This window comes from Devosia sp. 2618, assembly GCF_040546815.1.
Classification (GTDB): domain Bacteria; phylum Pseudomonadota; class Alphaproteobacteria; order Rhizobiales; family Devosiaceae; genus Devosia.
Window position 1 is genome coordinate 3668817 of the sequence record NZ_JBEPOO010000001.1, and the last position, 25962, is coordinate 3694778.

Annotated in this window: 24 protein-coding genes, 1 tRNA gene and 1 pseudogene; 17 read left to right on the top strand and 9 right to left on the bottom strand. The window is 56.5% G+C overall.

What is annotated here, in order from left to right:
• Positions 1–16 precede the first annotated feature (16 nt).
• The 6 genes from ABIE28_RS18100 to ABIE28_RS18125 all read left to right on the top strand — a co-directional run bounded on the left by ABIE28_RS18100 (position 17) and on the right by ABIE28_RS18125 (position 5769).
• Entirely contained in the window at positions 17–268 is a 252-nt protein-coding gene (locus ABIE28_RS18100; protein ID WP_354065352.1) for a hypothetical protein, read from the top strand.
• Positions 265–1536 (top strand): relaxase/mobilization nuclease domain-containing protein, encoded by a 1272-nt coding sequence (locus tag ABIE28_RS18105; RefSeq protein WP_354065353.1) that lies wholly within the window; start codon positions 265–267, stop codon positions 1534–1536. The genes ABIE28_RS18100 and ABIE28_RS18105 overlap by 4 nt, the downstream gene beginning before the upstream one ends.
• A 15-nt stretch (positions 1537–1551) precedes the next feature.
• Positions 1552–2055 (top strand): hypothetical protein, encoded by a 504-nt coding sequence (locus ABIE28_RS18110; RefSeq protein ID WP_354065354.1) that lies wholly within the window; start codon positions 1552–1554, stop codon positions 2053–2055.
• The gene (locus tag ABIE28_RS18115) at positions 2055–2282 is read left to right on the top strand and encodes a hypothetical protein (RefSeq protein WP_354065356.1); all 228 of its coding nucleotides are present in this window, start codon (positions 2055–2057) and stop codon (positions 2280–2282) included. The genes ABIE28_RS18110 and ABIE28_RS18115 overlap by 1 nt, the downstream gene beginning before the upstream one ends.
• Entirely contained in the window at positions 2279–3673 is a 1395-nt protein-coding gene (locus ABIE28_RS18120) for a type IV secretory system conjugative DNA transfer family protein (protein WP_354065358.1), read from the top strand. The genes ABIE28_RS18115 and ABIE28_RS18120 overlap by 4 nt, the downstream gene beginning before the upstream one ends.
• Positions 3674–3801: 128 nt before the next feature.
• Positions 3802–5769, top strand: a complete 1968-nt coding sequence (locus tag ABIE28_RS18125; RefSeq protein ID WP_354065360.1) for an endonuclease NucS domain-containing protein — start codon at positions 3802–3804, stop codon at positions 5767–5769.
• 4 nt (positions 5770–5773) lie between these two features.
• On the opposite strand, the gene ABIE28_RS18130 is transcribed toward ABIE28_RS18125, so the two are convergent.
• Together ABIE28_RS18130 and ABIE28_RS18135 are read right to left on the bottom strand one after the other, a co-directional pair.
• Complete coding sequence (locus tag ABIE28_RS18130) at positions 5774–7723, bottom strand: UvrD-helicase domain-containing protein (protein WP_354065362.1); 1950 nt, start codon at positions 7721–7723, stop codon at positions 5774–5776.
• Complete coding sequence (locus tag ABIE28_RS18135; RefSeq protein ID WP_354065364.1) at positions 7710–9836, bottom strand: ATP-dependent nuclease; 2127 nt, start codon at positions 9834–9836, stop codon at positions 7710–7712. The genes ABIE28_RS18130 and ABIE28_RS18135 overlap by 14 nt, the downstream gene beginning before the upstream one ends.
• Before the next feature lie 204 nt (positions 9837–10040).
• Here ABIE28_RS18135 and dcm point away from each other — a divergent pair, with 204 nt between their 5' ends.
• The 5 genes from dcm (at position 10041) to ABIE28_RS18160 (ending at position 15169) form a co-directional block, all read left to right on the top strand.
• Entirely contained in the window at positions 10041–11252 is a 1212-nt protein-coding gene (gene dcm / locus ABIE28_RS18140) for a DNA (cytosine-5-)-methyltransferase (RefSeq protein WP_354065366.1), read from the top strand.
• Positions 11253–11254: 2 nt separating this feature from the next.
• The gene (locus ABIE28_RS18145) at positions 11255–11707 is read left to right on the top strand and encodes a very short patch repair endonuclease (RefSeq protein ID WP_354065368.1); all 453 of its coding nucleotides are present in this window, start codon (positions 11255–11257) and stop codon (positions 11705–11707) included.
• A gap of 1 nt (position 11708) precedes the next feature.
• Positions 11709–13028, top strand: a complete 1320-nt coding sequence (locus ABIE28_RS18150) for an MvaI/BcnI family restriction endonuclease (protein ID WP_354065370.1) — start codon at positions 11709–11711, stop codon at positions 13026–13028.
• 23 nt (positions 13029–13051) lie between these two features.
• Positions 13052–14116, top strand: coding sequence for a hypothetical protein (locus tag ABIE28_RS18155; RefSeq protein WP_354065372.1), 1065 nt, complete (start codon positions 13052–13054; stop codon positions 14114–14116).
• Positions 14117–14530: 414 nt separating this feature from the next.
• Positions 14531–15169 (top strand): GIY-YIG nuclease family protein, encoded by a 639-nt coding sequence (locus ABIE28_RS18160; RefSeq protein WP_354065374.1) that lies wholly within the window; start codon positions 14531–14533, stop codon positions 15167–15169.
• Between the two features lie 20 nt (positions 15170–15189).
• Here the strand turns inward: ABIE28_RS18160 and ABIE28_RS18165 are convergent, their stop codons facing one another.
• Positions 15190–15828: a hypothetical protein gene (locus ABIE28_RS18165; protein ID WP_354065376.1), complete on the bottom strand. Its 639-nt coding sequence runs from the start codon at positions 15826–15828 to the stop codon at positions 15190–15192.
• A gap of 269 nt (positions 15829–16097) precedes the next feature.
• Between ABIE28_RS18165 and ABIE28_RS18170 the strand changes: the two genes are divergently transcribed.
• Together ABIE28_RS18170 and ABIE28_RS18175 are read left to right on the top strand one after the other, a co-directional pair.
• Positions 16098–16421: a hypothetical protein gene (locus ABIE28_RS18170; RefSeq protein ID WP_354065378.1), complete on the top strand. Its 324-nt coding sequence runs from the start codon at positions 16098–16100 to the stop codon at positions 16419–16421.
• Positions 16408–17397 (top strand): annotated as a pseudogene (locus ABIE28_RS18175) (recombinase family protein); the annotation flags it as partial. The gene ABIE28_RS18170 and the pseudogene ABIE28_RS18175, both read left to right, overlap by 14 nt.
• Positions 17398–17944: 547 nt before the next feature.
• On the opposite strand, the gene ABIE28_RS18180 reads toward ABIE28_RS18175, so the two are convergent.
• The 3 genes from ABIE28_RS18180 to ABIE28_RS18190 all read right to left on the bottom strand — a co-directional run bounded on the left by ABIE28_RS18180 (position 17945) and on the right by ABIE28_RS18190 (position 21045).
• A tRNA-Arg gene (locus tag ABIE28_RS18180) sits at positions 17945–18021 on the bottom strand.
• 126 nt (positions 18022–18147) lie between these two features.
• Positions 18148–19578 (bottom strand): sensor histidine kinase, encoded by a 1431-nt coding sequence (locus ABIE28_RS18185; RefSeq protein WP_354065380.1) that lies wholly within the window; start codon positions 19576–19578, stop codon positions 18148–18150.
• 45 nt (positions 19579–19623) lie between these two features.
• A complete protein-coding gene (locus ABIE28_RS18190) occupies positions 19624–21045 on the bottom strand; it encodes an FAD-dependent oxidoreductase (protein ID WP_354065381.1) in 1422 nt (473 codons plus the stop codon).
• A gap of 231 nt (positions 21046–21276) precedes the next feature.
• On the opposite strand from ABIE28_RS18190, the gene rpmH reads away from it, so the two are divergent.
• The 4 genes from rpmH (at position 21277) to yihA (ending at position 24375) form a co-directional block, all read left to right on the top strand.
• Positions 21277–21411, top strand: a complete 135-nt coding sequence (gene rpmH, locus ABIE28_RS18195; RefSeq protein WP_108396167.1) for a 50S ribosomal protein L34 — start codon at positions 21277–21279, stop codon at positions 21409–21411.
• 23 nt (positions 21412–21434) lie between these two features.
• Positions 21435–21830: a ribonuclease P protein component gene (gene rnpA, locus ABIE28_RS18200; RefSeq protein WP_354065383.1), complete on the top strand. Its 396-nt coding sequence runs from the start codon at positions 21435–21437 to the stop codon at positions 21828–21830.
• Complete coding sequence (yidC, locus tag ABIE28_RS18205; RefSeq protein WP_354065385.1) at positions 21827–23656, top strand: membrane protein insertase YidC; 1830 nt, start codon at positions 21827–21829, stop codon at positions 23654–23656. The genes rnpA and yidC overlap by 4 nt, the downstream gene beginning before the upstream one ends.
• A gap of 74 nt (positions 23657–23730) precedes the next feature.
• Positions 23731–24375, top strand: coding sequence for a ribosome biogenesis GTP-binding protein YihA/YsxC (gene yihA / locus ABIE28_RS18210; protein ID WP_354065387.1), 645 nt, complete (start codon positions 23731–23733; stop codon positions 24373–24375).
• A gap of 109 nt (positions 24376–24484) precedes the next feature.
• On the opposite strand, the gene ABIE28_RS18215 is transcribed toward yihA, so the two are convergent.
• From ABIE28_RS18215 to ABIE28_RS18225, 3 genes are all read right to left on the bottom strand, one after another.
• The gene (locus ABIE28_RS18215; protein ID WP_354065389.1) at positions 24485–24880 is read right to left on the bottom strand and encodes a DUF1801 domain-containing protein; all 396 of its coding nucleotides are present in this window, start codon (positions 24878–24880) and stop codon (positions 24485–24487) included.
• Between the two features lies 1 nt (position 24881).
• The gene (locus ABIE28_RS18220; protein ID WP_354065391.1) at positions 24882–25589 is read right to left on the bottom strand and encodes a glutamine amidotransferase-related protein; all 708 of its coding nucleotides are present in this window, start codon (positions 25587–25589) and stop codon (positions 24882–24884) included.
• A 94-nt stretch (positions 25590–25683) separates the two neighbouring features.
• Positions 25684–25929 carry a hypothetical protein gene (locus tag ABIE28_RS18225; protein WP_354065393.1) on the bottom strand — a complete coding sequence of 82 codons (246 nt, stop codon included), beginning with the start codon at positions 25927–25929 and terminating at the stop codon, positions 25684–25686.
• Between the last annotated feature and the right edge of the window lie 33 nt (positions 25930–25962).

Genomic DNA, 25962 nt, shown 5'->3' on the forward strand with positions numbered 1-25962 from the left:
TAAACTCCTTGATGGGATGCCTGCGGGGCGCAAGCGCCGGAAGGTCCTGACCATAGAGGACAGGGAGGCGCTTGCGCGGGCACTGGCGCTGCTTGGTCGCTCCGATCTTCTGCGCTCCTTGCAGGACATGGCTCGCGCTGCCGAAATCGGCGCGCTCGTTATCACCCCGGAAACCGAAGCCGAACTGCACGACGCGATTGTCGCCGTACAGGATATTCGCAGCGCCATTCTGGAAGCCCTCGGCCACCGCAATGGAGGCTGGGCATGATCCTCAAAGCCTCACAGCGCGGCGCCGGTCAGGATTTGGCGGCGCACCTGATGAAGATGGATGACAATGAGCATCTGTCTGTCCATGAGCTGCGGGGCTTTGCCTCCGACACTCTGCATGGCGCTTTCCGCGAAGCGGAGGCGATCAGCAAGGGCACGAAGTGCCGCCAGTATCTTTTCTCACTGTCACTCTCTCCGCCTTCCGACGCCCGTGTGCGGGTTGAAGACTTCGAGGCTGCCATCGAGCGCATCGAAAAACGCCTCGATCTGGAAGGCCAGCCGCGCGCGATTGTCTTCCATGAAAAAGAAGGCCGCCGCCATGCGCATTGCGTGTGGAGCCGCATCGATGCCGAGACGATGACGGCGCGGCAGATGTCCTTCTTCAAAACCAAGCTCACCGGAATTTCCCGCGACCTTTACCTCGAACATGGGTGGACCATGCCTCAGGGACTTCTCGATGCGTCCATGCGCGATCCGACCAACTTCACCCTTGCCGAATGGCAACAGGCAAAACGGCAAGGCGTCGATCCCCGCCTGATCAAGCAGGTTGGACAGGCCTGCTGGAAAGGCGCGGATTCCTTCAAAGCCTTTACGGGCGCTATGCAATCGCACGGCCTGCATCTGGCCGCAGGGGATCGGCGCGGCATCGTGGTCGTCGATTATCAGGGTGAGGTTTATTCGCTCGCCCGCGTCCTGAACTGCAAGGCGCGCGATATCGAAAAGCGCTTCTATCTCCCCGAGGATTTGGACGGGGTCGATCAGGTCAAGGCGGATATCGCAAAGCGCATGACGCCCGCAATCCGGCGTCATATCGAAGAAGCCAGAAAGGCTTTCGAAAAGCGCTCTGCCGAGCTTGGCGAGAAGAAAGCCGCGATGACGGACGCGCACCGCACGGAACGCGCGGCGCTCAACACCCGGCACACCACGCAATGGGAAATGGAATCCCGCGAACGGGCCGCGCGCCTGCCAACGGGCCTGCGGGGGCTGTGGCATCGGATCACAGGAAAATATCAGGAAGCGCGCCGCACCAATGAACTGGAAGCGGAAGGCACGCGACTGCGTCATGCGCAGGAACGGCAAGACCTGATCGATGTGCAGCGGGAACGCCGCGCCGTCCTTCAGGCGGAATTCAAAGACCTTCGAAGCGCTCAGGCGAAGCAGCTCCTAGAGCTGCGCGGCGATATCGGGCGCTTTCTCAAATTCACGCGGCAACACCAAACGCAGGCCCGCTCGCGTGAACATTCCATCGGCCTGCGCCTCGATTTTTAAACAGGGAGTGTTACTATGAACAACAATAATTCCGAAGTGAACGGCACGGTCATTGCCCTCACACTGGTCGCCGTCGGCTTCGCCTACATGGCCATCTTCGCTGTTGCTTTCCTCTCGCTCTATTCGATCTTCATGAGTTTCGTTGCGTTCCGGGCATGGAACAAGCCGTTCAAATTCATAAAATGGATGATCTACCCGGCGGAAGCCCGCGCCTATGTCTATAGCGGCATCGCGGGCGCGTTCGCTGCGCCGTTCCTTGCTGCTCTCGCCAGCAGCATGTGGAAGTTCCGTATCGAAGATCAGTATATCTGGATGATCATGCTGGCGGGCTACGGCATCGCCTCGAATATCTCCGCATGGATCACGAACCAGATGGAGGCAGATATCATCGCGGACTATCACGCGAAAAATCCTCCTCCCGTTATTCCTGCAGAGTCTGCCCCGAGCAATGACAACGACAAGGATGCGCAGCAAGCCTCCTTTGAGTTTGCAAGCTGGGACGATGAGGAAAAGCGCTAGTGCGCCAGCTCTCTGAAATCTTCCAGTTCCTCTGGATGTTTGAATCCCAGCATCACCAGCGTCTCGCATGGCGGGACGCTGAGGAAATGCGGGTAGCCAGAGCGCGGGCAGAGTCCCGCGCCGAGGCACAGCAGAAAAGCATGATGAATGCCAACCCGAGCGGCGAGCTTGGTCACTCGGCTTTCAATGATGAAGACGCTTTGCGCAAATCTGGATTGATCGAATGAAGAACCCCAGCGAGTACAAAAACCTGCGCAAAGGCATTGAACTCGGCTTCTTTAATGGGAAACCGATTGTCTATGATGGAACCGAACCTGTCGCCATCGATGCGCAGGCGGGTAAAGGAAAGCTCACGCGTTTTCTTGGTCCCAATCTGGTGTCGCCACGCACTGCCCATCTAACGAAAATCATCACAGACCCGAAAGACGCAGAGCTTGCGTGGGTGTCCTGGAAAACGCTTGAGCGGCAAGGCTACCGCGTCCGTTTCATCAATCCCGGTAATCTCTATGGCTATCCATCCGATAGCTACAATATCAGCACCCGCGTTATCGAGATTGCGGCGCGGCCTGAAATGCTCGGCATACTGAATGAAGCCGCCTATGACGCAGCGAGCTATCTTGTCCCCATCGATCCAAACCCTGCGCATCGCTGGATCGGGCAAGGCACGCGCACAGCCTTCGCGCTCTATAATACGATTACGGCGCGCTTTCCGTCTGAACGCTGGCCCTGCACACCGGGCGGGCTATGGGATTTCTTTGGACGCTCGGCGGATGAAATTGCCGATGATCTTCTTCTCTGGGCCAGCGATAACCGCATGGAAAATCATTCAGGCATGTGCAGGCAGATTGCGGGCCTGACTGCTTCAACTGACCAATGGAATGCGTATTCCTCAATGATTATTGAGCGCCTGCAAGCTTTTCAGCCCGGCGCTGCCGCCCGCCGTGTGACAGAGTATAACTCGTTCGATCCTGCTGAGATGAAAACCACGCCCACGGCGCTATTTATCATAGGCTCGGCAACATCAGACAGCAGCCGCACCTTTGTCGGCGCGATGACAGCGGCAATCGTGCAGCGGTTTGTGACGGCGCATGGCCCATTGCGCGCGCTGGTGGTGGGCGAAGAATGGGGCCAGCTCTATGTCTCCAACTTCCATGAAATCCTAACGCTCTACCGTGAGGGCGGTATCAACTTTCTCGGCGTATTCCAGAACGCCGCTGCGCAGATTGAATCGCGCTACGGGCGTGAAACTTCGCGCCTCTGGAAGAAAGCTGTCGCGCATACCCTTTATCGCGGCCTGCCGGACGATCAGACGCTAAAAGATATTGAGCACCGCTCAGGCAAAACCTCGGTGATGGTGCGCGGCTTCAACGTGAACAATAATCAGGTCAATGGCTCCGGTGACAACCTCGTGGAGCAATCCCGCCCGCTCTTGCAGGTGGAAGATATTCGCGCGGCCACAGGTGGTAGCAAAGCCTTGCTGGAGTCCCGTGATCAGGGGTTTTTCACGGTGGAAATGCCGAATTTCTGGGAGCGGCCGGAACTAGAAGGTCTTTTGCGCGACGTACGTTGCAAACCAGAAAAGCACAAGTGGCTCGAAAGAAATACCAGAACAACATGAATTAGCATTGCCCGGATTAGAAAATCCTAATCAGTATCAACACGTTATATCGAAAGTTGGCGTTATTTTATAGTTACAGCCTCAAAGTCTATTGGTAACTTGACGGCTAAACAGATGCTGGGGGATCCATGTTAGAAGCGCCATTAAGAGACCTACTCGCGACACAAATTGCCATCCTTGAAGATGGACTTGAGGTTATTGAGATTGAGCAATACCTGCCAAGTACGATCGGAACACGAAGTTTCATAGATATCCTGGCAAGGGATAAGCGTGGCCGTTGGGTACTGATCGAACTCAAAAGGAGTGACGCGGCCGCGCGCGACGCGATACATGAAATACACAAGTACGTGGAGGCCGTTAAAAGCCATCTGGGGGCGCGGGATGATGAGATACGCACCCTAGTTGTTTCAACAGACTGGAAGGAATTGCTCGTTCCTTTCTCGCGTTTTTTTCACGACACTCCTATCTCGATTCTCGGCGTAAAGCTCACAGTCGATGACGCAGGGGGCGTGCTTTCAGCAGAGAACGTTGAACCGCTACCTTTCAACGCCGGGCGCGTACTTTCACCTTGGCATGAGATCAGCCTGTACTCGAGCCATGAGCGACTGTTGGAAGGTATCGCCAGCTATGATTTCAGTTGTAATGCCAAAGGCATCAAAGATTACATCATGTTAGAGATGGTTGCGCCGGATGGCTTTTACGATCGTGCCGTCTGGGCGCTCGTTCACAACCTAAATGTAAACAGAGAACAACCGAATCCTCCCTCTGAAGCAGATCTGAACAAAGCTCGTGATGAATTGGAACGCCTTGAGCACATGATCTATTTTGTTCCGCAATTACAAACAGCCGAAGAGTATCTGGACATGATGTCGGCAAGCCCTGATTTGTATGAAGAAGCTCAGGGGTTTTTTGAACAAATGGAGGGAGATGAGCTTCTGAACTCGCTCCAGGGCTATGCCTTCGACGCAGATCCTAGAGTGGACCGCGATCATTTCGAAATTGGCTATCCAGCGAAATTCAAAGGTACGCTACTCGAAGATGAAAAGTGGTCTATAAAACACGTACATAGACGGGGTGCATTCGCCCGAAATACGGTACTGACCGACGATACAATTTTAGGAGAGATTGCCGGTGAGGCCGGTACATCAGGTCAGGGCCTAAAGCGCTCCATATTGCTTTCTGACCGTGCCGAGCTGAGTCAGCTTATCAAAGATCTTGGGGAGGCTCTTCCTAATAACCCTGTGTGGGAATCTTCACTCAAAGCACAGCTGCAGGAGGCAAAAGAGGAGTTTCCTGACTGCTCGGCAGACATTTCTGTATTCGCACCATCCACAGGAATTATCACATTACTTTTTGCTACATCTAAGGACGATGGCGTCCTTTACGTCCCATCATATTCTTTGGTCGTTCGTAATGGCGATGCGATATCGAGAATATATGTTGGAGAGCTGTCAGGATCAGATAACGATGCACGCTCGCCCTCTACGTTTCTTGACATCATCAACAAGTATTATGGCGGAGATATAGGTCTTCTCACCATGTCAATGACGTGGGGTGGGTACGAAGCCCGGGATATCGACATTCTCGACGATCTTGGTCTCATATATTCCAGCTTCCGATGTGACTTTTCTGGTGATAACCGCCAGATAATGCGCATGGTGAATGGCCGCTGGAAAGCGGCCAACAACACCGCGCCGCTTGCTGCATTCAATGGGTACCTTGAACGCAATAGCGATCTCATCCGTACCATCTATTATAAGCTCGCACCCCGAACCGGGCCGATATGCGATGGCAGTTCAGCTGATAAAATGCTGGCAGAGCTGGTGGACGATGAAAACGTCGCCAGAGGTAAGTATTACGAGGGTGGCCCGGAGCAGTGCGACCTTTGCCTCATACCTTTAGACCACGAAACATATGCCTCTGACGGTCGCGTTGATGGAAAAGCAGCCTGGGCAAACATGTGCGCTGACTGCACTGTTTATCATGGCGCTGGCATCGCATGGGGAACCGGACAGCTATATCGAAAAGAACCAGATGGGCGCTGGCTGCAGGTGGCCGGAGGTCCTCCCCCGGGTGAAGGGGAGGATAGCCTCTAATAGTTTAGGCCGCTGCTGCGGGCTCGCGTCCGGCCGCTAGCTGCCGAAGATCCTCGATGCTCCAGCCAAGTGCAACCAGGGCGTCAAGCTGTGGTTGCGTGCATTGGTCACCGGGGATGGCCAGACAGAGCAGGTCTTTAGGCCGCGTTATTCCAACGAACAAAGTCATAAGAAGTTTTGGTATCGATGCCTTGTTGCGTTCCTGCCCCGTGAGAGAAAGTAGTGGCAAGGCCTCTTTCAGATCAAAAAGCTGGTTAGTGCTCGTCGTGAGCACGAGCGTTGCATCATGGGTTTCGCCTTTGACCCCATGGATTGTATTCATGGTTATATTCAGCCGTCGTTCACCTTCGACATACTCAAAGACGTTGCTCCGTGTGGATTGGGTGGCGTTGGTGGGAGAAAGAGTATCATTCCAGAACAGAAATTCGTCAGCAGCGCCTCCTGCTCCTGTAGGCAGGATGGTCGCGAGAGACGATACGAGCGCGGCGGTCGCTGCAGGCCAGGTCGTCTGCTCCGGAACTGCCCCCATGCACAGGTCTCGCACGACGCCGAGTAAGACGGCGGAGCTGTCGCTTTTCTGCTCATCAAGTTCCCGGATCAAGGTTCTTTTGCTGATCGTTTCACCTGAACGCAGCTTGCAGCTATGAGAGTGAAGAAAAGCAAAAACACCATCCCACAACGCAGGAGCCGCCGCGTGAAGACTTTCGTGTTCCAGGGCAAGCGCCCTAGCTCGCCGGACATAGCCAATAAGAGACGGAAGCGCTGCCAGCTTACTGGTGTGAGTAGCCTCAAATCCGTCCCAGTAGTCACCAATGTGACGCGGTAGCTTGGCCCCAGAGCCTGTCTTTCGGCATCCTACTGCTTTTACGACCAGTTTGTGATCCCTGTCTTGAGGGAATTGCTGCAGTACCAATTTTCCAAATGCTGGCATGACGCTGCTGATCGTAGCATCGTCAAAAAGGAAGATGGTGTGTGCTTTTTCGGTCCTCTCAGGATTCCCTGCGATTATCTGTGGCAAGGTCTTAGTGAGTGTCGAAGCCGCGGCGGCGATGTGTGCTCCAAACCTTCTGCTGCCTGCCAGATCGATATAGCCGTTCGAGGGAAAAGATGACGGGGTCAACTCCCGATCGTCGTCAAATATTCCCTGATTACGATCTCCAAAGCGCTGCACTGCAGACCGCCCGCCGAAAGCAGCCATAACGACTTGTTCCTGCAAGTCATCTGTATCCTGCATCTCATCGAAGAAGACGGCCGGAAATCGAGTACTGACGATATCCCCTAATGGCGGCATGTCACGTAAAGCCCTTTGAGCAAAGGCCATCATGTCGTCAAACCTGAATATGCCGTCTTTCGCCAGATCCCACTTGAGTTCGTTAAATGCAGCGAAGGTAGGTGTCCCGGTGCGAGGGATGGTTCCGTCGCACGTCAGATCCAGGTCTGGACCTGAAAAACGCAGGGTACTGATGATCTTTTCGGCGCTGTTCTGATGTTTCTTCAGATGGTTCCCCGCGTGCCAGTACTTCCGATTGCCGACCAGTCTTTTGGCTGCTGCGGCGAAGCGGCTGTCGTCCACAATGCGCGGATGCATCCCCAAGCCACGCAAATACGGGAGAGCCAAAAACTCGTGTGCAAACGACTGAATGGTTCCGATGAAATGCGGATATCCAAGCAACGCGCTGGCCGTTGGGTGCGATGCAAGTTGCTTCTCGATCTCTTCGCGCGCGACATTCGTATGTGAGAGGACGCACATTCCCCGGCTAGGGTAGGGCCATTGCTGACTTAGAATGGCCAGCTTCGCCACCAGCAAAGTTGTCTTACCGCTGCCAGGCGCTGCCTGAATATCTACCGACGAGCGCTCTTTTAGAGCACGTTTTTGTTCATCTGCGGAGAAATCGCACTGGAGAGCGGTTTCTGTCGACCGAATATCATCGTCTGTTATCTCAAACGGAATCATCGGCTACTTCCTGCGGCAGTGGCTCGGTGACGTATTCTATTGCTTCAACAAGATACTTAGGCAGGCTCTTCGCCAGCACTGCTGGATCAATTTTCTTGCGCTCTAATTCATCCGCCAGAAATTGTGCCGTTTCGGCTTTCGACGCGTATTTCTCATACAAGGGTTTATAAACAAGCGCAGCGATTTCAGCCGCTGTCTTGCCCTCCTGTTTCCAGCTTGCCAATTTTTTATCTGCTAATTTGCAGGCAGCGATTGCTCTATCTTGGGGCAGCGGCCCACCGCGAGATTTTGACTTGGCAGCCAGCACTACGGAGCGCCACAGTTCACCTTCCAGCCCACAAAGGGCAAGATCATGCTCAAGAGTCCAGCCTGGGGACACAAAAGTTTTTACTGCACCACCGTCTCTCGCTCTAAGGGTATCCTCCTGAGCTTTGAGCTGGTCAGCGGAGAATTCCTGATCAAACTTTGGTGGAGGACTACCCCCACTTTTAGGCGGTTTGGATGCAGGGACATAGGTGTTCGCCTCCGCCGGGGGAATGTCACGGTCCGCAACGCACGCCACGGGGATTGGAATGCGCTTATCATCCTTACGCTGAAAAATTCGAGAATAGCGGAAGAGGCCTCTGTGCCCGACATTCACTATCGAGACGCCATACTTGGAGAACGAGCGGCCCAAGGCCTGCGCAATAGCAGGCAAAAGGATATTTTCGCCGTCGCCCTCTACCACCATGACGGCTTTGGCAAAGAACAGATTGGCCTTGGTTGAATCAAGAAAACGCCGAAGGAAAGAATAGTCAGAAGCATCGAGTTGTGTGCAGTCCGAGGACAACGAGAATGCCTTGTGACCGGCAATAAGGGTGAGCGCCCCTACATCAATCTTTGAAGCGAGAACAGGACTGTGTGTCGTAACTAAAATCTGGACACGCCCCTTCGTCAGAGACGTTGAATCAGCAAGGACCTCCGTATTAGCTTCAGTTGCTTCAGTTGCATTAGTACCTTTTGCAACTCTGACAGTTTCTACACCTTCTGCTTCCTCGTCCGCGAGATCCGCCTCGCCCTCTGTGCCATCGTGGGCAGGAGACTTCTTTTTGGCCTCGGTATCAGGCGCAGATGCACGTAATTCCAGCATTTCCATTAGCCGCAGTTGCATTTGCGGGTGAAGGTGCGCTTCGGGCTCTTCAATGAGTAACAACGGCATTGTGTCGGACGCACCTAGCAACAGCAGTTCTGTCGCCATGAAGAGGACGTTGTTCAATCCAAGACCACGCCGGGTTGGCAGATCGGCTCCGGTATGCGGGCCTAGCGAAAGCTCCAGCTTTTCAAGTATTTGCTGCAGATCAGCGCTACGTGCGACGGATATCGCCGCCGTGAGGATTTCTGTACCCAAAGAAAGGTCGGTCAGAAACTTCGTGTTGATGTCGTTGTGAACGCTCTGAACAACGGTGTTGTTTTTGATCAGATGCTCCGCCTGCTTCATGATCCCCACGAGCGTCGTAGGTGACACTGCAGGCGTTCCCGGAACTGTCTGCACCCAGTCGCTGATTGCCTGCTCTGCGAAATCCGGGTGAGATTTAAGGATCTGCGACAGACGCGAGTTTTTCCCTGCCGTAAGCTCTCCCTCGGCATCGCGAAGTGGCTTGAGATATGTGCAGCGTAGAAACTCCCGAAGTGCACCCTCAACCGTCGGCCCTCTCAAATCAGCGCCAGCACGAAAGACCACGCTTGCACGGCCGCCTTTGGCGCCCGGTCCTGTAATCTGCCGACGAGCGATGAGTGAGATGCAAAGGGACGGTTCCTCGCCCTCCTCTATGGTCAAATATTCAAGAAAGGCGGCCTGTTGCAAAACACTCAGTTCTTTGAACGTCGCAGAAATCGTTAAATGGTCTGCGCGCTCCGCCCCCCGGATGTGGAAATCATCGTCCGTTAAACGATGATAGTCCTGGCTTGTCGTCCAGAGGAGATGGCGGATGGCGTCAATGATAGCCGTCTTTCCCGAGTCATTCTCTCCGACAAGCAGGTTAAGTCCGGACGTCAGTGTAAGGTCCAGATCTTCTCCATTTGCCACGGAACCGAACGCGCGAAAATTCTCAATCTTTAGATTTGCCAGAAACATGTATATCCCCCTGACGCAGATTATATCGCTCTATAGTTGAATCGCACTTCCCTGAAACAAGTTACCCACATCGATACCGATTAGGCCTGTATCGGCAGAGTCCAGCGATCATGTGCATGGATCACAATTCCCACTTGTTCCTTTTTTGTTCAGATGACATCATGTCAGAAATCGACCCAGCGATTCACGCTGAGAAAGGCTTCCATGTCATCGTTTTCCGACCTCCGCCTCCAGGCTGGCCTGACAATTCGGGAAGCCGCTCAACAACTTGGCTACACTGAGCGCCAGATTTACCGTTTTGAGACCGGAGAGGCAGAGCCTCGAAAACATGTCCTAGAGCTTTTGAAGATGATGGCCCGTCCGGAAACCTCAAATACGGGCTTTACATTCATCGACCTTTTCGCCGGGATTGGCGGTCTGCGCCGGGGCTTTGACGCTATCGGCGGGCATTGCGTCTTCACCTCCGAATGGAACAAGTTCGCCCAGCAGACCTATGCCGCTAACTTCCGCGATAATCGGCCCATCGATGGCGATATAACAAAGGTGCCGACTGACGATATCCCGGACCATGATGTTCTGGTGGCAGGCTTCCCCTGTCAGCCCTTCTCCATCGCAGGCGTGTCAAAGAAAAACTCTCTGGGCCGAAAGCACGGATTTCTGGATGAAGCGCAAGGCACGCTGTTTTTCGATGTCGCCCGCATTATTCAGGCAAAGCGGCCTGCGGCGTTTCTCTTAGAGAACGTCAAGAACCTGCAAAGCCATGATCGTGGCCGCACGTTTGAGGTCATCATCAAAACGCTGCGCGACGAACTTGGCTACAATGTTCATTACCGCATCATCGACGCCAAGCACTTCGTGCCTCAGCACCGTGAGCGTATTGTCATCGTTGGCTTCCGCGAAGATGTACCATTCTCATGGGACGATCTGAGCCTGCCGGAAAAAGGCTCAGTAAGGTTGCGCGAAATTCTCCACCCCGAAGATGGCAGCGAGAACCTTGAAGACCCGTACACCATCGGTCCGAAAGGCGCTGTGAATCCCAAATACACGCTGACTGACAAGCTCTGGCTGTACCTGCAAAACTACGCCGCCAAGCACAAAGCGCAAGGAAACGGCTTCGGCTTCGGCCTCGTGACGCCAGACGATGTGTCGCGCACCCTTTCCGCGCGGTACTACAAAGATGGCTCTGAAATTCTGGTGAGCCGTGGCAAGAACAAAAACCCGCGCCGCCTCACGCCCCGCGAGTGCGCGCGCCTCATGGGATATCCGGATGATTTCCGCATCCCGGTTTCTGATACCCAGGCATATAAGCAGTTTGGTAATTCCGTCGCCGTGCCCGTTTTCTGTGAAGTTGCACGGATAATGCTTCCGCATATCCAAGCCATCATCAGTGCGCGGGGTCAGCGCAAGGCAGCCTGATCGTGACCGATGTTCACGACCCGCAAACCCGAAGCCGAAACATGGCTGCCATCAAAGGCAGCAATACGAAGCCTGAACTGCTGGTTCGCCGCGCCCTGCATGCGGCAGGCCTGCGCTATCGTCTTCATGTGAAAGACCTTCCGGGCAAGCCGGACATCGTTTTCCCTAAGCATAGGGCGGTTGTCTTCATTCATGGCTGCTTCTGGCACCACCATGATTGCCATTTGTTCAAATGGCCTGCGACCCGTCAGGAGTTTTGGGAACAGAAAATCGGCAGAAACGCAGAAAATGATGCGGCAGCGATCCGCAGGCTGGCGGATCAGGGCTGGAGAGTTGCCATCGTATGGGAATGCGCCCTGAAGGGCAGAACCCGCCTCGACTATAAGATTTCTATGCAAACCCTTGCTGCGTGGGTAAAATCTGACGAGTCTTTGCTGACCATCAGGGGGGAATAGTTTGGCTTCATCGTTATCAGAACTGCTACAGCTCTTTGTGCAACATGGCGCAGACAGAATCTACGCCAAGAAGCTGGCACCCAATGATAACTCGAAGAACCAGATTTACCTTGGCGGCGGCTTTGGTGCCCTGAACATTATTCCTCACGGGGAAATCTACACTGACACGCGGCAGATGGCTGGCAGCAAGCAGGACCGTCCCAAGGCGTCTGTCAGCTTCTTCTGGCTCGATGAAAACGGGCGACATGCAGCGCCTAACGCGCAGCTCATCCTTTATCCCGACTATCCCGAAGTCCGCATGTCCGGCTTCCTCCAGGGCTGCAAACAGGCCCCTTCTCACCTGCTGACAGTGCGTGATGAAGGACGCATTTTATTCTTTGGCATGACAAAGCAAGGTGAGGTACTCGGGTACGCTGTCGGTCCTGATCATGCCATCGCCAATGAGATCAATGCGGGACAGTGGCAAAGCGTCGGTGTCTTCATCGAGCTGCCGACAACACCTGAGAACAAGCGCAGTCCCAAAGAAATTCTGCTTGCTGAGCTTCGCCGCATCTACGAACTGAACTGGATTGCTTCGCAAAAGCTTGCCGCTGATGGCCGGAAGCTTCCCTACTCTGCACGCAATGGCGGCGGCTACACGTTGGAAGCCGAACTGGGTATCACCCCTAACGGCTACTCAGAACCCGACTTCATGGGATGGGAAGTCAAACAGTACGGCGTGAATAACTTCACGAAGTTTCTTCCAAAAACCCCTGTAACGCTGATGACGCCCGAGCCCACTGGCGGCGTCTACAAAGAGCTTGGGGTCGCTGAATTCCTGAGGCGTTACGGCTACGCCGACAAGAGCGGCAAGCCTGATCGGTTCAATTTTGGAGGCGTTTATACCTGCGACAAAGATTTTCACGCCGACACTGGCCTGAAAATCATGGTCGAAGGCTATGACAGTGCGACGGGCAAAATAACCAATCTGGAAGGCGGCATTTCACTGGTAAGCCGCACGGATGATATAGCGGCCACATGGTCTTTCAAAGGCATGATGGCACACTGGAACAGGAAGCATGCACAGGCGGCCTATGTTCCTTCCCTGTTCCGCACACCGCCGCCAGAGTATTCATACGGCGCGCGCATTCACTTGTGCGAACAGACAGACTTCCTGCTGTTCCTGCGCGGTTTTAGTACTGGCGCTGTCTACTATGATCCGGCTGTGAAAATTGAGAACGCGTCATCTGCCAACCCTGCGATTAAGCGCAGGAGCCAGTTTCGTATAAAGCACAACCAGATCACCCAAATGTATCATCGCAGCGAGGTCATTCAGCTGTGATCCTGATAGAGTCAGATGGGGTTATGTTTTCTTCTCTCCCAGATTTACCTTGGGAGGATCTTGGTGAAATTGGCAGCCATCTTGCCAGCTCAGCCACGCTTGTCCCCGGCTATCCTCTGCCAACAGAAGCGGCGTTCTCTCCAATCGATCTTTTGCAAGAAAAGGTAGCTGGGCGAAAAAGACTGGTAATCCTTCCCGACCGCAACGTCGTCTCGAGAATGGCAAGGATTGCACAGGACGGAATTTCTTATCCTCCCTGCCAATTCACTAGATTGGCAACGATGATAATGGCCTTCGCGCAAGCGCTAGACATAGAAGTGGAACCATCAATAGCGTTCCACGAGTTGGCGCATAGAAACGGAAATGAGGAGGCGCAGGAAGAATTAACTTGGTTTCGCGCCGCTGACGAATATCAAGTCCAGGCATGGATAGACATGGCAATGGGCAGGATTGATCGTCTGCCTCTATCAAGTCCTAGCGCCAAAGAGGAGCTAAACCTTGCTAAGCCCTTAAAGCGATGGCGGTGCAACTATCTCGCGGCTCTGAAAATTTCTTCGTTATCGCTCACAAATATGTCAGCAGCCGAGCGAGTGGAGAGATTGCTTGAGTGGATGGAGGAGGATTTCATATTCGCTGGTCCCGCTGCCGTTTACGCCGTCAAGTATTTCTCACCGAATGGCGTTCAGAGGCGAATGATAAAGCATCTCAGGTCGCCCAGCCGAGATCGCGCACTGGCTGGCATTAGGAATGCAGCATGGGATATGACCTATATTAGTGATTTTGTTGACAGAATTAATAAGACTGGCCACAACACACAAAATATACTAGTGACAAGCGACAGAGCATTGGCTGATGTAGCAGAGTTGATTGTTCAGTATGCTTCGGTCACAGACCAAGAGGAAAATCTTGAGGATGGCCTTGCCACATGGTGGCCTGAACGCGAGGCACGAATAATTTCTGCACAACTGGTACGCCTCGCTCATATCGCAACGACACGCCCGCCACCAGAATATCCGGGGGAAAGCACAGCTCCTCTCACAGACTGGATTTCAGAGGCAGAAGAGCGAATGTGGAAGTGGGCGCCCTGACCTATGGGCCTGATTTCAATTTCCTTCAGTTAACGGCATCCAACCGGCGGACGGTTGGTCTGGTGTCCAGAGGGCAGGAATGCTCTTTGGTCGTCTCCATGGACGATATCCATGGCGCGGGTCCCAAGGGCGGCGGACGCCCATGGTTGTGCTCCATCGGCAATTACGGTGGTCAGGGTGAGGTCCTGGACAGGGCGGAACGCCCTCCATCCAAGCGCGATACAAACGGCGACGTTTGAATGGACCTGATGAGGCTCAATGCCTCAGATGGGCCACGGCTTGGGGGATGCAACGGGGGCGCGCAGCGGCCCCCTTGCCAAGATTGCGGTACTACACCGCACATCTTGCACTTCCTACAAATGATGGCCCGAAACCGCAGTGGCCCAATTCTGCGCTGGCATGATATGCTTTCGCATGACTCAAGACCGTCCCACCGTTCTGGAAATTACCAATGGCCTCAGCACGAAATCTGACAAGATCAGAGCGCTGGCCAAAGCAGGCTATCTTCGGACGGAAATAGCGGAGCTTTTGGATATCCGCTACCAGCACGTCCGCAAAGTTCTTGTCGATGCGGGCATCACCGACGGGCTTCAAAAAGAGGTCGAATTCGAGCGAACACCTGTTGCTGTTGAGGTGGACGAAGAGGTCACCTCCCCCACCTCCTGGGAGGTTTTGTTACGCGCGGGCTTTATGTTTCTCGGTGAATGGCTGCCTGAAGGCGATGGTGAACTTCGCCTGGACGCCAGAGCGCCCTCAGACTCTGGTGTCTATGCATTCATCGTGGACGATGTTGTCAGATATATCGGCCTTACTCAGCGAGGTCTTCATGCTCGCCTGGAGGGATACCGACGCGGACATGAACGCCAGAAAACGAATGCCCGAGTAAAGGCGCTCATTGCGCAATCACTCGCGGAAGGCAAGCGCGTAAAAGTGCTGGTCGCGACGCCTGAGCCGATGGCCTGGAAAGGGCTACCCATTATGACAGCCGCAGGCCTTGAGGCAGGGCTGATCTCGATGATTCAGCCGGAGTGGAATATCCTCGGCGTACGATAGAAGAGTGCCACCACGCAATCTCAGTTTTTCGGCTTTATACGCTCCCGCATCAGCTTCTTCAGCCGCGCCTCGGACTTTTCGAGCATGACCTGATAATCCGCGATCATTTTACGATGATAGTCCGGGTTCGACTCCATCATCCCCCTCATTTGCCGAATGGATCGCATGAGCATCAAACCCTTAGCTCGGTGATGCCAGATGTCGAGATTTTCAGGGTCGCGATTGAGCGGCCCCGTGATTTTGACGGCCAGCTTGATCTCATTGAATAAGGCTGTCGGCGTCTGGTCCGGGTTCTCAGCTAGGAACAGGATTTCTGCGAACAGATCATGAGCCGTTTCCTCGGAGGCACCATGCAGACGAGGCAAAAGCCGCTCAAGCTCTTTTAGTGTGCGGCTGCTGGCAAAGGTGTAGCGCGCATCGGAGCTCGCCAGCCAGTCGAGATACTCCTTGGGGTTTGGATAGTAGCGGATATCGGTCAGGCGCTTCCTGATCAGCGCATAGAGCTTGAACACGGTATTGGGCGCGCGTCCGCCGCGCTTAGGAAGCGCGCGCAGCGCCTCGCTTCCGGTGAGGCCTTCCGCATAGGCCTTGATCATCTTCTCGATCTGATAATCGGAAAGCCGTTGCCCCACGAGGTAGCGGCCTGCACCCTTTGCCATATCTTCGCGCCCGGCGCTTCACTTGCAACTTTTGCCCAAGGACTAGCGCGGAAAAGTTTAGAATTTCCCGATGTTTAGCGGCGATGCGCGCACCCAAAAGCTGCCGTCAGCTAAGAAGCCTCGACTTGATTTTGTAAATTTCAGGTCTTTATTTCGTAAATTAGAACAAGCACTTGACCGAGATAAAAGGAATTTATTCCTTGCTTGTTCTGCATTCGTTCTATATTCTAACCCATCAAAACATCGCTCAATAAGAAAGGAGGCCACCGATGTTGAATAAAGGACAAATCGGCCTCTCTAAGGAGGCTACCCCTTCCCCTGAGATCGCCGCAGACTTCGCTAGGTACAAAGCCGAGCTGGCGGACCTCGATATGTCCGAGGAGCAGCAGGAGGAATTCCTGCGCACGCTCTGGGACATTCTAAACACCATGGTCCGCCTCGGCTTCGATGTCAGCAGCTTTGATCTCTGTGGGCAACTTCAGCACGGATTCAATGAGTTGGCCGCACCCGACTCGCGCGATGTAGACTCCATGCAGGCAATCGGCATGGAGCAGACGAGCGAGCAAAAGGAGGCGCGCAATGGCAACGAATAAGGCAGCAAAGAAGACAGGCGGACACGATAAGCAGGCAGTCATTTACTGCCGCGTGTCCTCGATCAAACAAGCCACCGTGGGCGATGGCCTGCGTAGCCAGGAAACGCGTTGCCGCGACTACGCCAATATGAAGGGCTACGAAATCATCGCTGTGTTCAGCGATGATGTTTCAGGCAGCCGCGTTGACCGCCCCGGCATGAAAGAGATGCTGGCCTTCACACGAAAGCGCCGCGCGGTTGGCACGATTGTCCTGATTGACGATGTATCGCGTCTGGCACGCGATCTCTCCGCGCACCTTAAGCTGCGCGCGGACATTGCTAATGCAGGCGGCGTTCTTGAATCCCCCTCTATAGAGTTTGGGGAAAGCTCAGACTCTCTGCTGATCGAAAACCTGCTCGCTTCTGTTTCGCAGCATCAGCGTCAGAAGAATGGTGAGCAAACCAAGAACCGCATGAAGGCCCGCGTTCAGAATGGCTATTGGACCATGCAGGCCCCGGCAGGTTATCGCTATCAGCGTGTCAGCGGACGCGGCAAAATGCTCGTGCGCGACGAGCCTGCGGCCTCCGTCGTGATTGAAGCGCTGGAAGGTTTCGCGTACGGGCGGTTTGAAAATCAGGCTGCCGTACAGCGTTTCCTTCAAGACAACCCCCTCTTCCCCAAAGACAAGACCGGACGCATCGTGCATCAGCGCGTCGCCCTTATGCTCAATCAGCCGCTCTATGCTGGCTATCTGCACATGCCGAGTTGGGACATTTCTCTCCGGCAGGCGCAACATGAGCCGCTGGTGAGCTTTCAGGTCTATCAGCGCATTCAGGAGCGGCTGGCAGGGGGCGTTTACGCGCCGCGCCAGCAAAACCTCAACGAAGATTTCCCGTTGCGGGGCTATGTGGCCTGCGCTGATTGCGGGAACCCCTTCACGGCCTGCTGGTCGAAAGGGACGCACTCAAAGCACCCTTATTATCTTTGCTCCAAGCGCGGCTGCATCAGTTATGGCAAGTCGATCCGCCGGGCGAAGATCGAGGGCGAATTTGAGGACATCCTGAAATCCCTCACCCCAAGCGAATCCTTATTCAAGCTCGCAACCATGATGTTCAAAGACCTCTGGGATTCGCGCCAGGCCCGCGCCACGAGCGAAGCCAAGGCGTTGAAATCCGAGCTGGTTAAGGTTGAAAAGCAGGTTGATCAGCTTCTTGAGCGCATCCTTGAGGCCAAGGTGCCGAGCGTCATTGCCGCCTATGAAAGCCGCATCCAGACGCTGGAAGAGCAGAAGGTGGAAATCGTGGAACGGATGCGCGATTCCGGTCGGCCTAAAAACACCTTTGACGGTTCACTTAGAACGGCGCTGTCTTTTCTCGCAAACCCTTGGAATCTGTGGGGTTCGGGGCAGCTTGAACTGCGCAAAACAGTGCTCAAACTGGTGTTTGCCGACCATCTGACCTATTCACGTTCAGAAGGTTTTAGAACGGCAAATTTTACCTTACCATTCAATATGTTAGCAGCGATTTCCGGTGATAAAAAAGGAATGGCGCGCCCTAAGAGATTCGAACTCCTGACCCCCAGATTCGTAGTCTGGTGCTCTATCCAGCTGAGCTAAGGGCGCGCACTGCCGGTCGAGACCGGCTGTTCAGACGGAGCGGAAAGCTCAACTGCCTGAAGCGGCGCAACCCATACATGGGTGATCCGGGGTTGGCAAGCGCGTGTGACAGTTTTTGTGTGGGAGTTTTGGCTATTGGCTCAATAGCAGGGCCGAAGGCAGCCACAGGTCGAAGCGCGTGCCGGTCGGTTGATCGACAAAGATCAGCCGTCCGCCGTGGGATTCACTGATTTCGCGGGCGATGGCGAGACCGAGGCCGGTGCCGCCAGCGCGAGCCGAGCCTTCAAACGCGACGAACAAATTGTCGCGGGCCCTTTGCGGCAGACCGGGGCCATTATCGCTGACGGAAAGGGTCACGCCCTCGGAATCACTGGACATCGACACCGTTACCTGCGGCGCGGTGACGGCAGAGCCGGACGCTTCAAGCGCTTCGCGAGCGTTCTTGAGCAGGTTGAGGAAGACGCGGCCCAATTGGGCGGCATCGACATTGAGGGTGAGGGTTTCGGCGATCTGGTTGCTGAACACGATGCTGGGGTGCCCGACGAGGCGGGCATCAAAGGCGGCGTCTTCAATCAGACCGCGCATTTCGACCGGCACCATGACCGGAGGCGCCGCCGATTCGCGGCCATAATCGAGTACCGACTGCGCAAAGCCGATGGCGCGATCGAGTGTGGTCACCAGACGCGGGGCGAGGCGCTGCACTTTTGGATCGTCGAGCGTTGCCACCTGATCGGACAGCAATTGTGCTGACGTGAGGGTATTGCGCAGGTCATGATTGATCTTGGCGACGGCCAGCCCCAGATCGGCCAGGTGGCGGCGCTGGCGCAGCATGGAAAAGAGATCTGATTCCATGGCCGCCAGTTCGCGCTCGACGATGCCGATCTCGTCGCGTCGCGCCGAGGGCACGATGACGAGGCTGGCGTTTTCGGGGGCTTGTCGGAAGGCGAGAATATTCTGGGTCAGTCGCCGGACCGGATAAATGAAGAGATAGCTGGCGAGCAAATAGAGCGCGACTGCGGTGATCGCGGCGATGGCCAGCGAGACGATGCCGATCTGGCGGGAATAGTCGAGCATGTCCTGCCGTAGCGGGCGCTCGCTCATCAGCAGCTCGACGAGATTTTCTTCGATATCGCCCTCGCCGACGATGCGCAGGGTTCGACCGGGGCCGGCAAACAGCGTGTCCATCGCACCGGCAATCAAGGTCATGATATCGCGCTGGCGCATGTCGGCGGTGACGACCACATCGGGCGTTACAGGATTGGCGAGCTCGATCAGCTGGCTTTGGCCTTCACGGCGGTAGACGATGGCGTAGGCGCCGGCGGAGGTCAGCAGACGGTCGGTCAGATCACGCGGGACGGCCATCACATCGGGCACAGCGTCGAGCACGCGCGCCGCCACCACACCGACGCGCAGGCGGTCGTCGAGCCAGCTCGCCCGGAAATTGGCAAGAGAGGGGAGATAAACGACGATTTCGACCAGAAGTATCACCGCGCTGATGGTCGCGATGAGCTTGATCGATAGGCCCGATAACCAGCTGGGCAAAACTCTGCGTTCGGCTTTCATCTCCGCTCATTATATGGAAACGCGAGGGTGGCGTAAGCCCCCGCGTCACGCCATCAGGCGGCCAATGACGGGAATTCGGGCGATCCCCTTGCCAGCAGGTTGCTGGGACTGAAATTGCTCAGCCAGATCGACCAGCGTGGCGGCAATGCTTGGCTGCGGCAAGGCCAGCCGATTGAGGCTGCCAAGCGTCGTGCCAGATGTCGCGGCGATGGAGAGCAGCGCGATCAGTTCGCTGGCGCCCAGGCCGACGGCACCGGCTCCGATGATGGTGCCCTTATGACCCGCGAGGAGTTTCACCGTGCCGCCCGCAGCGCCAGCGGCGCGGTCGGTTTCGTGCTCGGCCAGATTGCTGCGGAGGATGGTCTGGCCGCTGCGAAGGGTTTCTTCCTCAAGCAGGCCGGTTTGCGCGAGAGCGGGCTGGGTCTGGACGAGGCGCACACTTTGCGCAGGCTCTAGGCGACCATTGCCGAGGCCTGCCAGGCGCTCAATGAGGAGGCTGGCCTGTCGGTCGGCGATATGGGGCTGATCGGCGCCTGCGGCGCCGCCAAGGGCCGTGATGCGGTTGCTGGACGTCTGGCCGTCGGTATCGAGTTTCAGAAATTGCGGCCGGGACGTTTCAAAGCGCAGCTTGGCCTTGTCGAGCAGGCCCGCGTCGAGCAGTGGCTGGCGGCCCATGGCGACGAGAATATGAGAAGCATCGAGCGCGTCCTCGGCGCCGTCGCGCAGAATCGCCACGCCGATGCCCTGCTTGCGCGGATTGATGGCGGTGACGACGCTGTTCTCGAGAATCGCCACGCCTTCATTGCGCAGGTGCTGCAGCAGGATGGCGACGAGTTCGGGATCAAAGCCGGTCAGCAGACCGTCCTGCGGCACCACCGTGACCATTGAACCCATCCGGCGATAGGCCTGCGCCAGTTCAAGCGCGGCCGGGTCGCCGCCGATCACCACCAGGTGGCTCAGCTTGCGCAGATTATCGGCAATGGTGTCGGGCGTGAAAAAAGCGATCTGGTCGAGACCGGGCAATAGGGGAGCGACGGGCTCGGAGCCGGTGGCGAGGGCAAACTGGCGGGCGCGGATGGTGGTTTCGCCAATGCGCAGGGTTTGCCGGTCGATGAAAGCGGCTTCGCCGATCAGGATCGTGATGCCCAGCGCCTTGAGCCGCTCATGGTCGTCGCGCGGCGCAATGGCCTCGGCGATGGCAAGGCTATGGTCACTGATATTGCGAAAGTTGGGCTTGGGCTCGGCATTGTCGAGGCCGACCTGACCGGCGCTGCGGATGGCTTGTGCGCGTTCGGCAGAGGCCATAAAGGCGGCGCGGCGCAGGCGAGCGGCAGGATGATCATTGTCATCGCTAGCGCGCGGCAGCAAAACCACGCTGAGGCCGCGCTGACGTGCCTTTACGGCAAGGCTGATGCCGACAGCACCAGCGCCGATGACGCAGAGGTCTGGTTTGAGGATGTCCGCCATTACCGCCAGCAGCCAGGAGAATGCCCGAGCGACTTATGGGGCGATATCGCGACGAAGACAACCGGCATCGGGCAATGAGGAAGTGTCAAGCGGCGCGTTGACTTGGTCCAGAGTTTTCCCTATAGACGCCACCAACCCGCACCGTGGGCGCCCAGCGCTTGATGTGTGTCCGAAATTCTTGCTTTTAGCAGAGCCCAACTAGAGGAACCGTGCCCGGCGCGGTTTGATGTCATGAAGCGTACATACCAGCCATCCAAGCTCGTGCGTGCCCGTCGTCACGGTTTCCGTGCGCGTATGGCCACCAAGGACGGCCGTATCATTCTGAACCGCCGCCGCAACCAGGGCCGCAAGAAGCTCTCGGCCTAAGGTTACCTGGCCGGATGACGGCCATGGAGCAGCCGACCAAGCCTTTGCGCCGGCTCATCAAGCGTTCGCAGTTTCAACGGGCTGCCCGGGGCAATCGCGCCGGGCGCTCTGCGTTTGGACTGCAGGCGGTGCCGACCGATATGGTCGAACCGGGTGTCGGCTTCACCGTCACCAAGAAAACCGGCAATTCCCCACAGCGCAATCGCATAAAACGCCGTCTTCGCGCGGCTGTGACAGCATGCGCGCGTGACTTTGTTCCTCACCATGACTATGTGCTGGTCGGACGAAGGGAAGCGCTGAGCGAACCCTTCGCCAAACTGGTTGCCGATCTGGGCGCGCTGCTTGTGCGCGTACACAGCCCAGCATCCACCGATCAGCGACATTCTTCCGGCCGCGGCCCACGGAAACCCAGACAATGACCGACAATCGCAATGTGATCATCGCCATCGTACTCAGCATGGTCGTGCTGTTCGGCTGGCAGTTCTTCGTTGCCGGCCCACAGCTTGAGCGGGCACAGCAGCAGGCACAGATCGTCGCTGAACAGAAGGCCGCGAGCGACGCGGCCCTGGCCACGCCGGCAACTCCTGGGCAGGCCGCTGCAACGCCAGCGCCAACCGGCACCGCGACCTATGCCACGCGCGATGAAGCCATTGCCGCCAACCCACGCGTTTCCATCAACACCGATGATCTGGAAGGTTCGATCAACCTGACCGGCGCGCGGATCGACGATCTGCGTCTCAAGAGCTATCGCGAAACGGTTGATCCGGAATCGCCGATCATCACGCTGCTGACCCCATCGGGCGTGCCCAATGCCTATTTCGCTGAAGAAGGCTGGGTCCCGGTTGCTGGCGCAAATATCGTTGTGCCAAACGGCCAGACCGTCTGGGCTGTCGAAGGCGCCAACACCACGCTGACGGCTGCAACCCCTGTGACCCTGGTCTGGGACAATGGCGCGGGCCTGATCTTCCGCCGCACCATTTCGGTTGATCAGTTCTATCTCTTTACCGTCAGCCAGACGATCGAGAACACCACGCAGGGCGATGTTGCGCTTTACCCTTACGCCCGCGTCATCCGCCACAATACGCCGCACGTCGCCAACTTCTTCATCCAACATGAAGGTCCGCATGGCGTTCTGGGCAGCAACAACCTGATCTCCAAGAAATATACCGACCTGCAGAATGACCGTCAGGTCACCTATGAAAACACTGCGGGCTGGCTTGGTTTCTCGGACAAGTACTGGGCAACGGCCGTGATGCCGCCAGCCGGGACGTCGCTCAATGCGCGTTTCAACTGGTCCAATGCCGGCGGTTACGACGACTACCAGACCAGCTATGTCGAAACGACGCCTGTCGTGATCGCCGCCGGCGCGACCGCCGTGCGCGAGAGCTATCTGTTTGCCGGCGCCAAGGAAGAATCGGTCATCGCTGCCTATCAGACCGAGTTCGGCTTTGACCGCTTCGACCTGCTGATCGACTGGGGCTGGCTGTGGTTCATCACCAAGCCGATGTATTACCTGCTGTCGTTCCTCAATGGCATTATCGGCAATTTCGGTGTCGCCGTTCTGGCCGTGACCGTTATCGTCAAGGCGATCTTCTTCCCGCTGGCTAGCCGCTCGTACGCCTCGATGGCTGCGATGCGCCGCGTGCAGCCGGAAATGAAGTCAATCCAGGAACGCTTCAAGGACGATCGTCCTGCCCAGCAGCAGGCGATGATGGAGCTCTACAAGAAAGAGAAGATCAACCCGCTCTCCGGATGCTGGCCGATCCTCATTCAGATCCCCGTGTTCTTCGCGCTCTATACCGTTATCTTTATCAGCCTCGACATGCGCCATGCGCCGTTCTTTGGCTGGATTCAGGATCTGGCGGCGCCAGATCCAACCAATATCTTCACGCTGTTCGGCCTGATCCCATGGGATCCGACCGTGGTGCCGCTGCTGGGCAGCTTCCTGCACCTCGGCATCTGGCCGGTCATCATGGGCATCACCATGTGGGTCCAGATGAAGCTGAACCCACCGCCACCAGATCCAACCCAAGCGATGATCTTCAACTGGATGCCCGTCATCTTCACCTTCATGCTGGGTGCATTCCCAGCGGGTCTTGTGATCTACTGGGCTTGGAACAACACCCTCTCGGTGACCCAGCAGTGGTTCATCATGAAGCGCCACGGCGCAGAGGTGAACCTGCTCGGCAATATCCTGGACAGCTTCAAGAAGAAGCCCAAGCCAGCTGAAACCACCAAGTCCTGATCGCCAAAAAGCACAGGAACTGTTATTGCCCGCCGGACCACTCCGGCGGGCTTATCGTTTGAAGGCAGACCATCATGAGCGACATTGATTATTCGCCCGACATCATCGAACGCGGCCGGCTGCTGTTTGCGCGCCAGTTCCTGTTCGTCAAAGGCTGCGTGCGCATTGCCGACCTGCCGCCCATGGACCGGGTCGAGATCGCCTTTGCCGGGCGCTCCAATGTCGGCAAGTCGAGCCTGATCAATGCGCTGGTCGGGATGTCGGGCCTAGCCCGTACGTCCAACACGCCGGGCCGCACGCAGGAGCTCAATATCTTTGAGAGCCAGAGCGAAAGCCTGCGCATCGTCGACATGCCCGGCTATGGCTATGCCAAGGCGCCAGAAGACAAGGTGCGGCAGTGGACCAAGCTGATCCATCAATACCTGACCGGCCGCGCCACGCTGCGCCGTGTCTATGTGCTGGTCGATGGCCGCCATGGCCCCAAGGACAATGACCTGACCGTGATGAACGAGCTGGATCGTTCTGCGGTGAGCTATCAGATCGTTCTGACCAAGGCCGACAAGCCCGGCAAGGAAGAGCTGGACAAGGTGATCGCTGCTACCAAAGCCGCGATCCTCAAGCGCCCTGCCGCCCATCCGCACGTGATCCTGACCTCGTCGGTCAAGGATGTTGGGCTCAAGGAATTGCGCACTGAAATTGCGATGCTGCTGGAAAGCTAACCGCCACGACCTCGTGGTTCGACAGGCTCACCATGAGGTCTACTGTTAAGGCGCCACTCCAGTAGAGCTCATCCTGAGCTTGTCGAAGGACGAGGGCTTGGCACTGGCGTTACCGCGTCGTGCAGGCGACCCAGCGGCGGAGGATGTCGGGCAGGGATTTGGACTTAGCCGCAAAATCCTCGGCATCCTTGAACGTCACCACACCTCGATCCGGCGCGGCCCAGGACAAAATCTTGTCGGGGTCTTCGAAGCGGAAGAAATCGTCGGCACCGGCCTTGGCGCCCCGATGGAGGATCAGCTGAACGCGATCGCCGGGGCTGAGCCGCATGGTGATGCGGTCGTCGGCGCCCAAGCCATAGCTTGGCGCGTTCCACTTGATGCGTTCGCTCAGACCGGGCACGGCATCAAGGATCAGATGATGAAGCGCGATCACCTCGGACTTGCGCGTGTGCTGCAGGCTATCGAAGTAAAGATCGAGGGTAGACCACTGTTCGGCGACGGCCATGTCAGCGCCCTTTGAAGAACTGCCCGATATAGCCCGCAACTTCACCGCTGTCGCTGCGCTTGGCAACTGAGGCAATTGCCGTATCCACCACTTCGTCAGGGGCTTTGCCGCGCCGCAACTCGGCCAGCGCTATGGCATAGTCGTCGTCAAATTCAGGGTGTGGCTGAAAACTGATGGCCGCGCCATTGTGATAGACAAGCCCGGCATTGGGGGTGAAGTCAGAGGCCATGAACACCTCGGCCTCTTTGGGCGGGGTGATCACCTGATCCTGATGCGAGCAGGCGACGGCCAGCGACTGCGGCGCGGTGCGCATGAAATCGGGACGGGATTTGACGCGATAGGTGTGCCGACCAAGGCCCCAGCCCTTTTCCGACAGCCGCACATCGCCACCCAAAGCGTCGGCCATGATCTGGTGGCCAAAGCAGACGCCCAGCATCGGCGTGCGACGGCCATAGGCTTCGCGGATGAAGGCGCGCAGGGGATTGAGCCACGGCAGATCGTCATAGACGCCTGCCGCAGAACCGGTGATGACGATGCCATCGAGCGAAGCGGGATCCGGGAACGGCGCCCCGTCGGACACAGCCACCATGTCGTAGGTAAAGCCCTGCCCCGTTGCATCAAACATGGTTTCAAACATGCGCCGGTACGGGCCAAATTGGTCGCGCAACGATGCCGGTACATCCCCGGTCTGGATGATGGTCAGTTTCACAGGCGCTCTCCGCTTCTGCACCGGGCCAGCCTGCGCGCTGGACGGGCGCATATCAACGACCCAGGATATGGGAACGGTCTATCCCAGACAGGGGCTAGTTGTGAACGGTGAGTTTGATGGCTTTTTCCACGCCGTGCTCGGTGACATTCACCCAGCGGGAAAACGGCGCCTCATTGGTACTGGCGGCGATCATTTCATCGACATAGATACCGCGTCCGGCAAGCCCTCGACGCGCTGCCGCCGGCAGCAACCCGGACATGACACGAACCAGACCGACGGGAACGGAAAACCCCGTCTCGCGCTTGCCCTCTACATATTTATCAACACTGACCATCATCATGGCAAAGCCCCCAGAGCATATGTTCCGGGCACA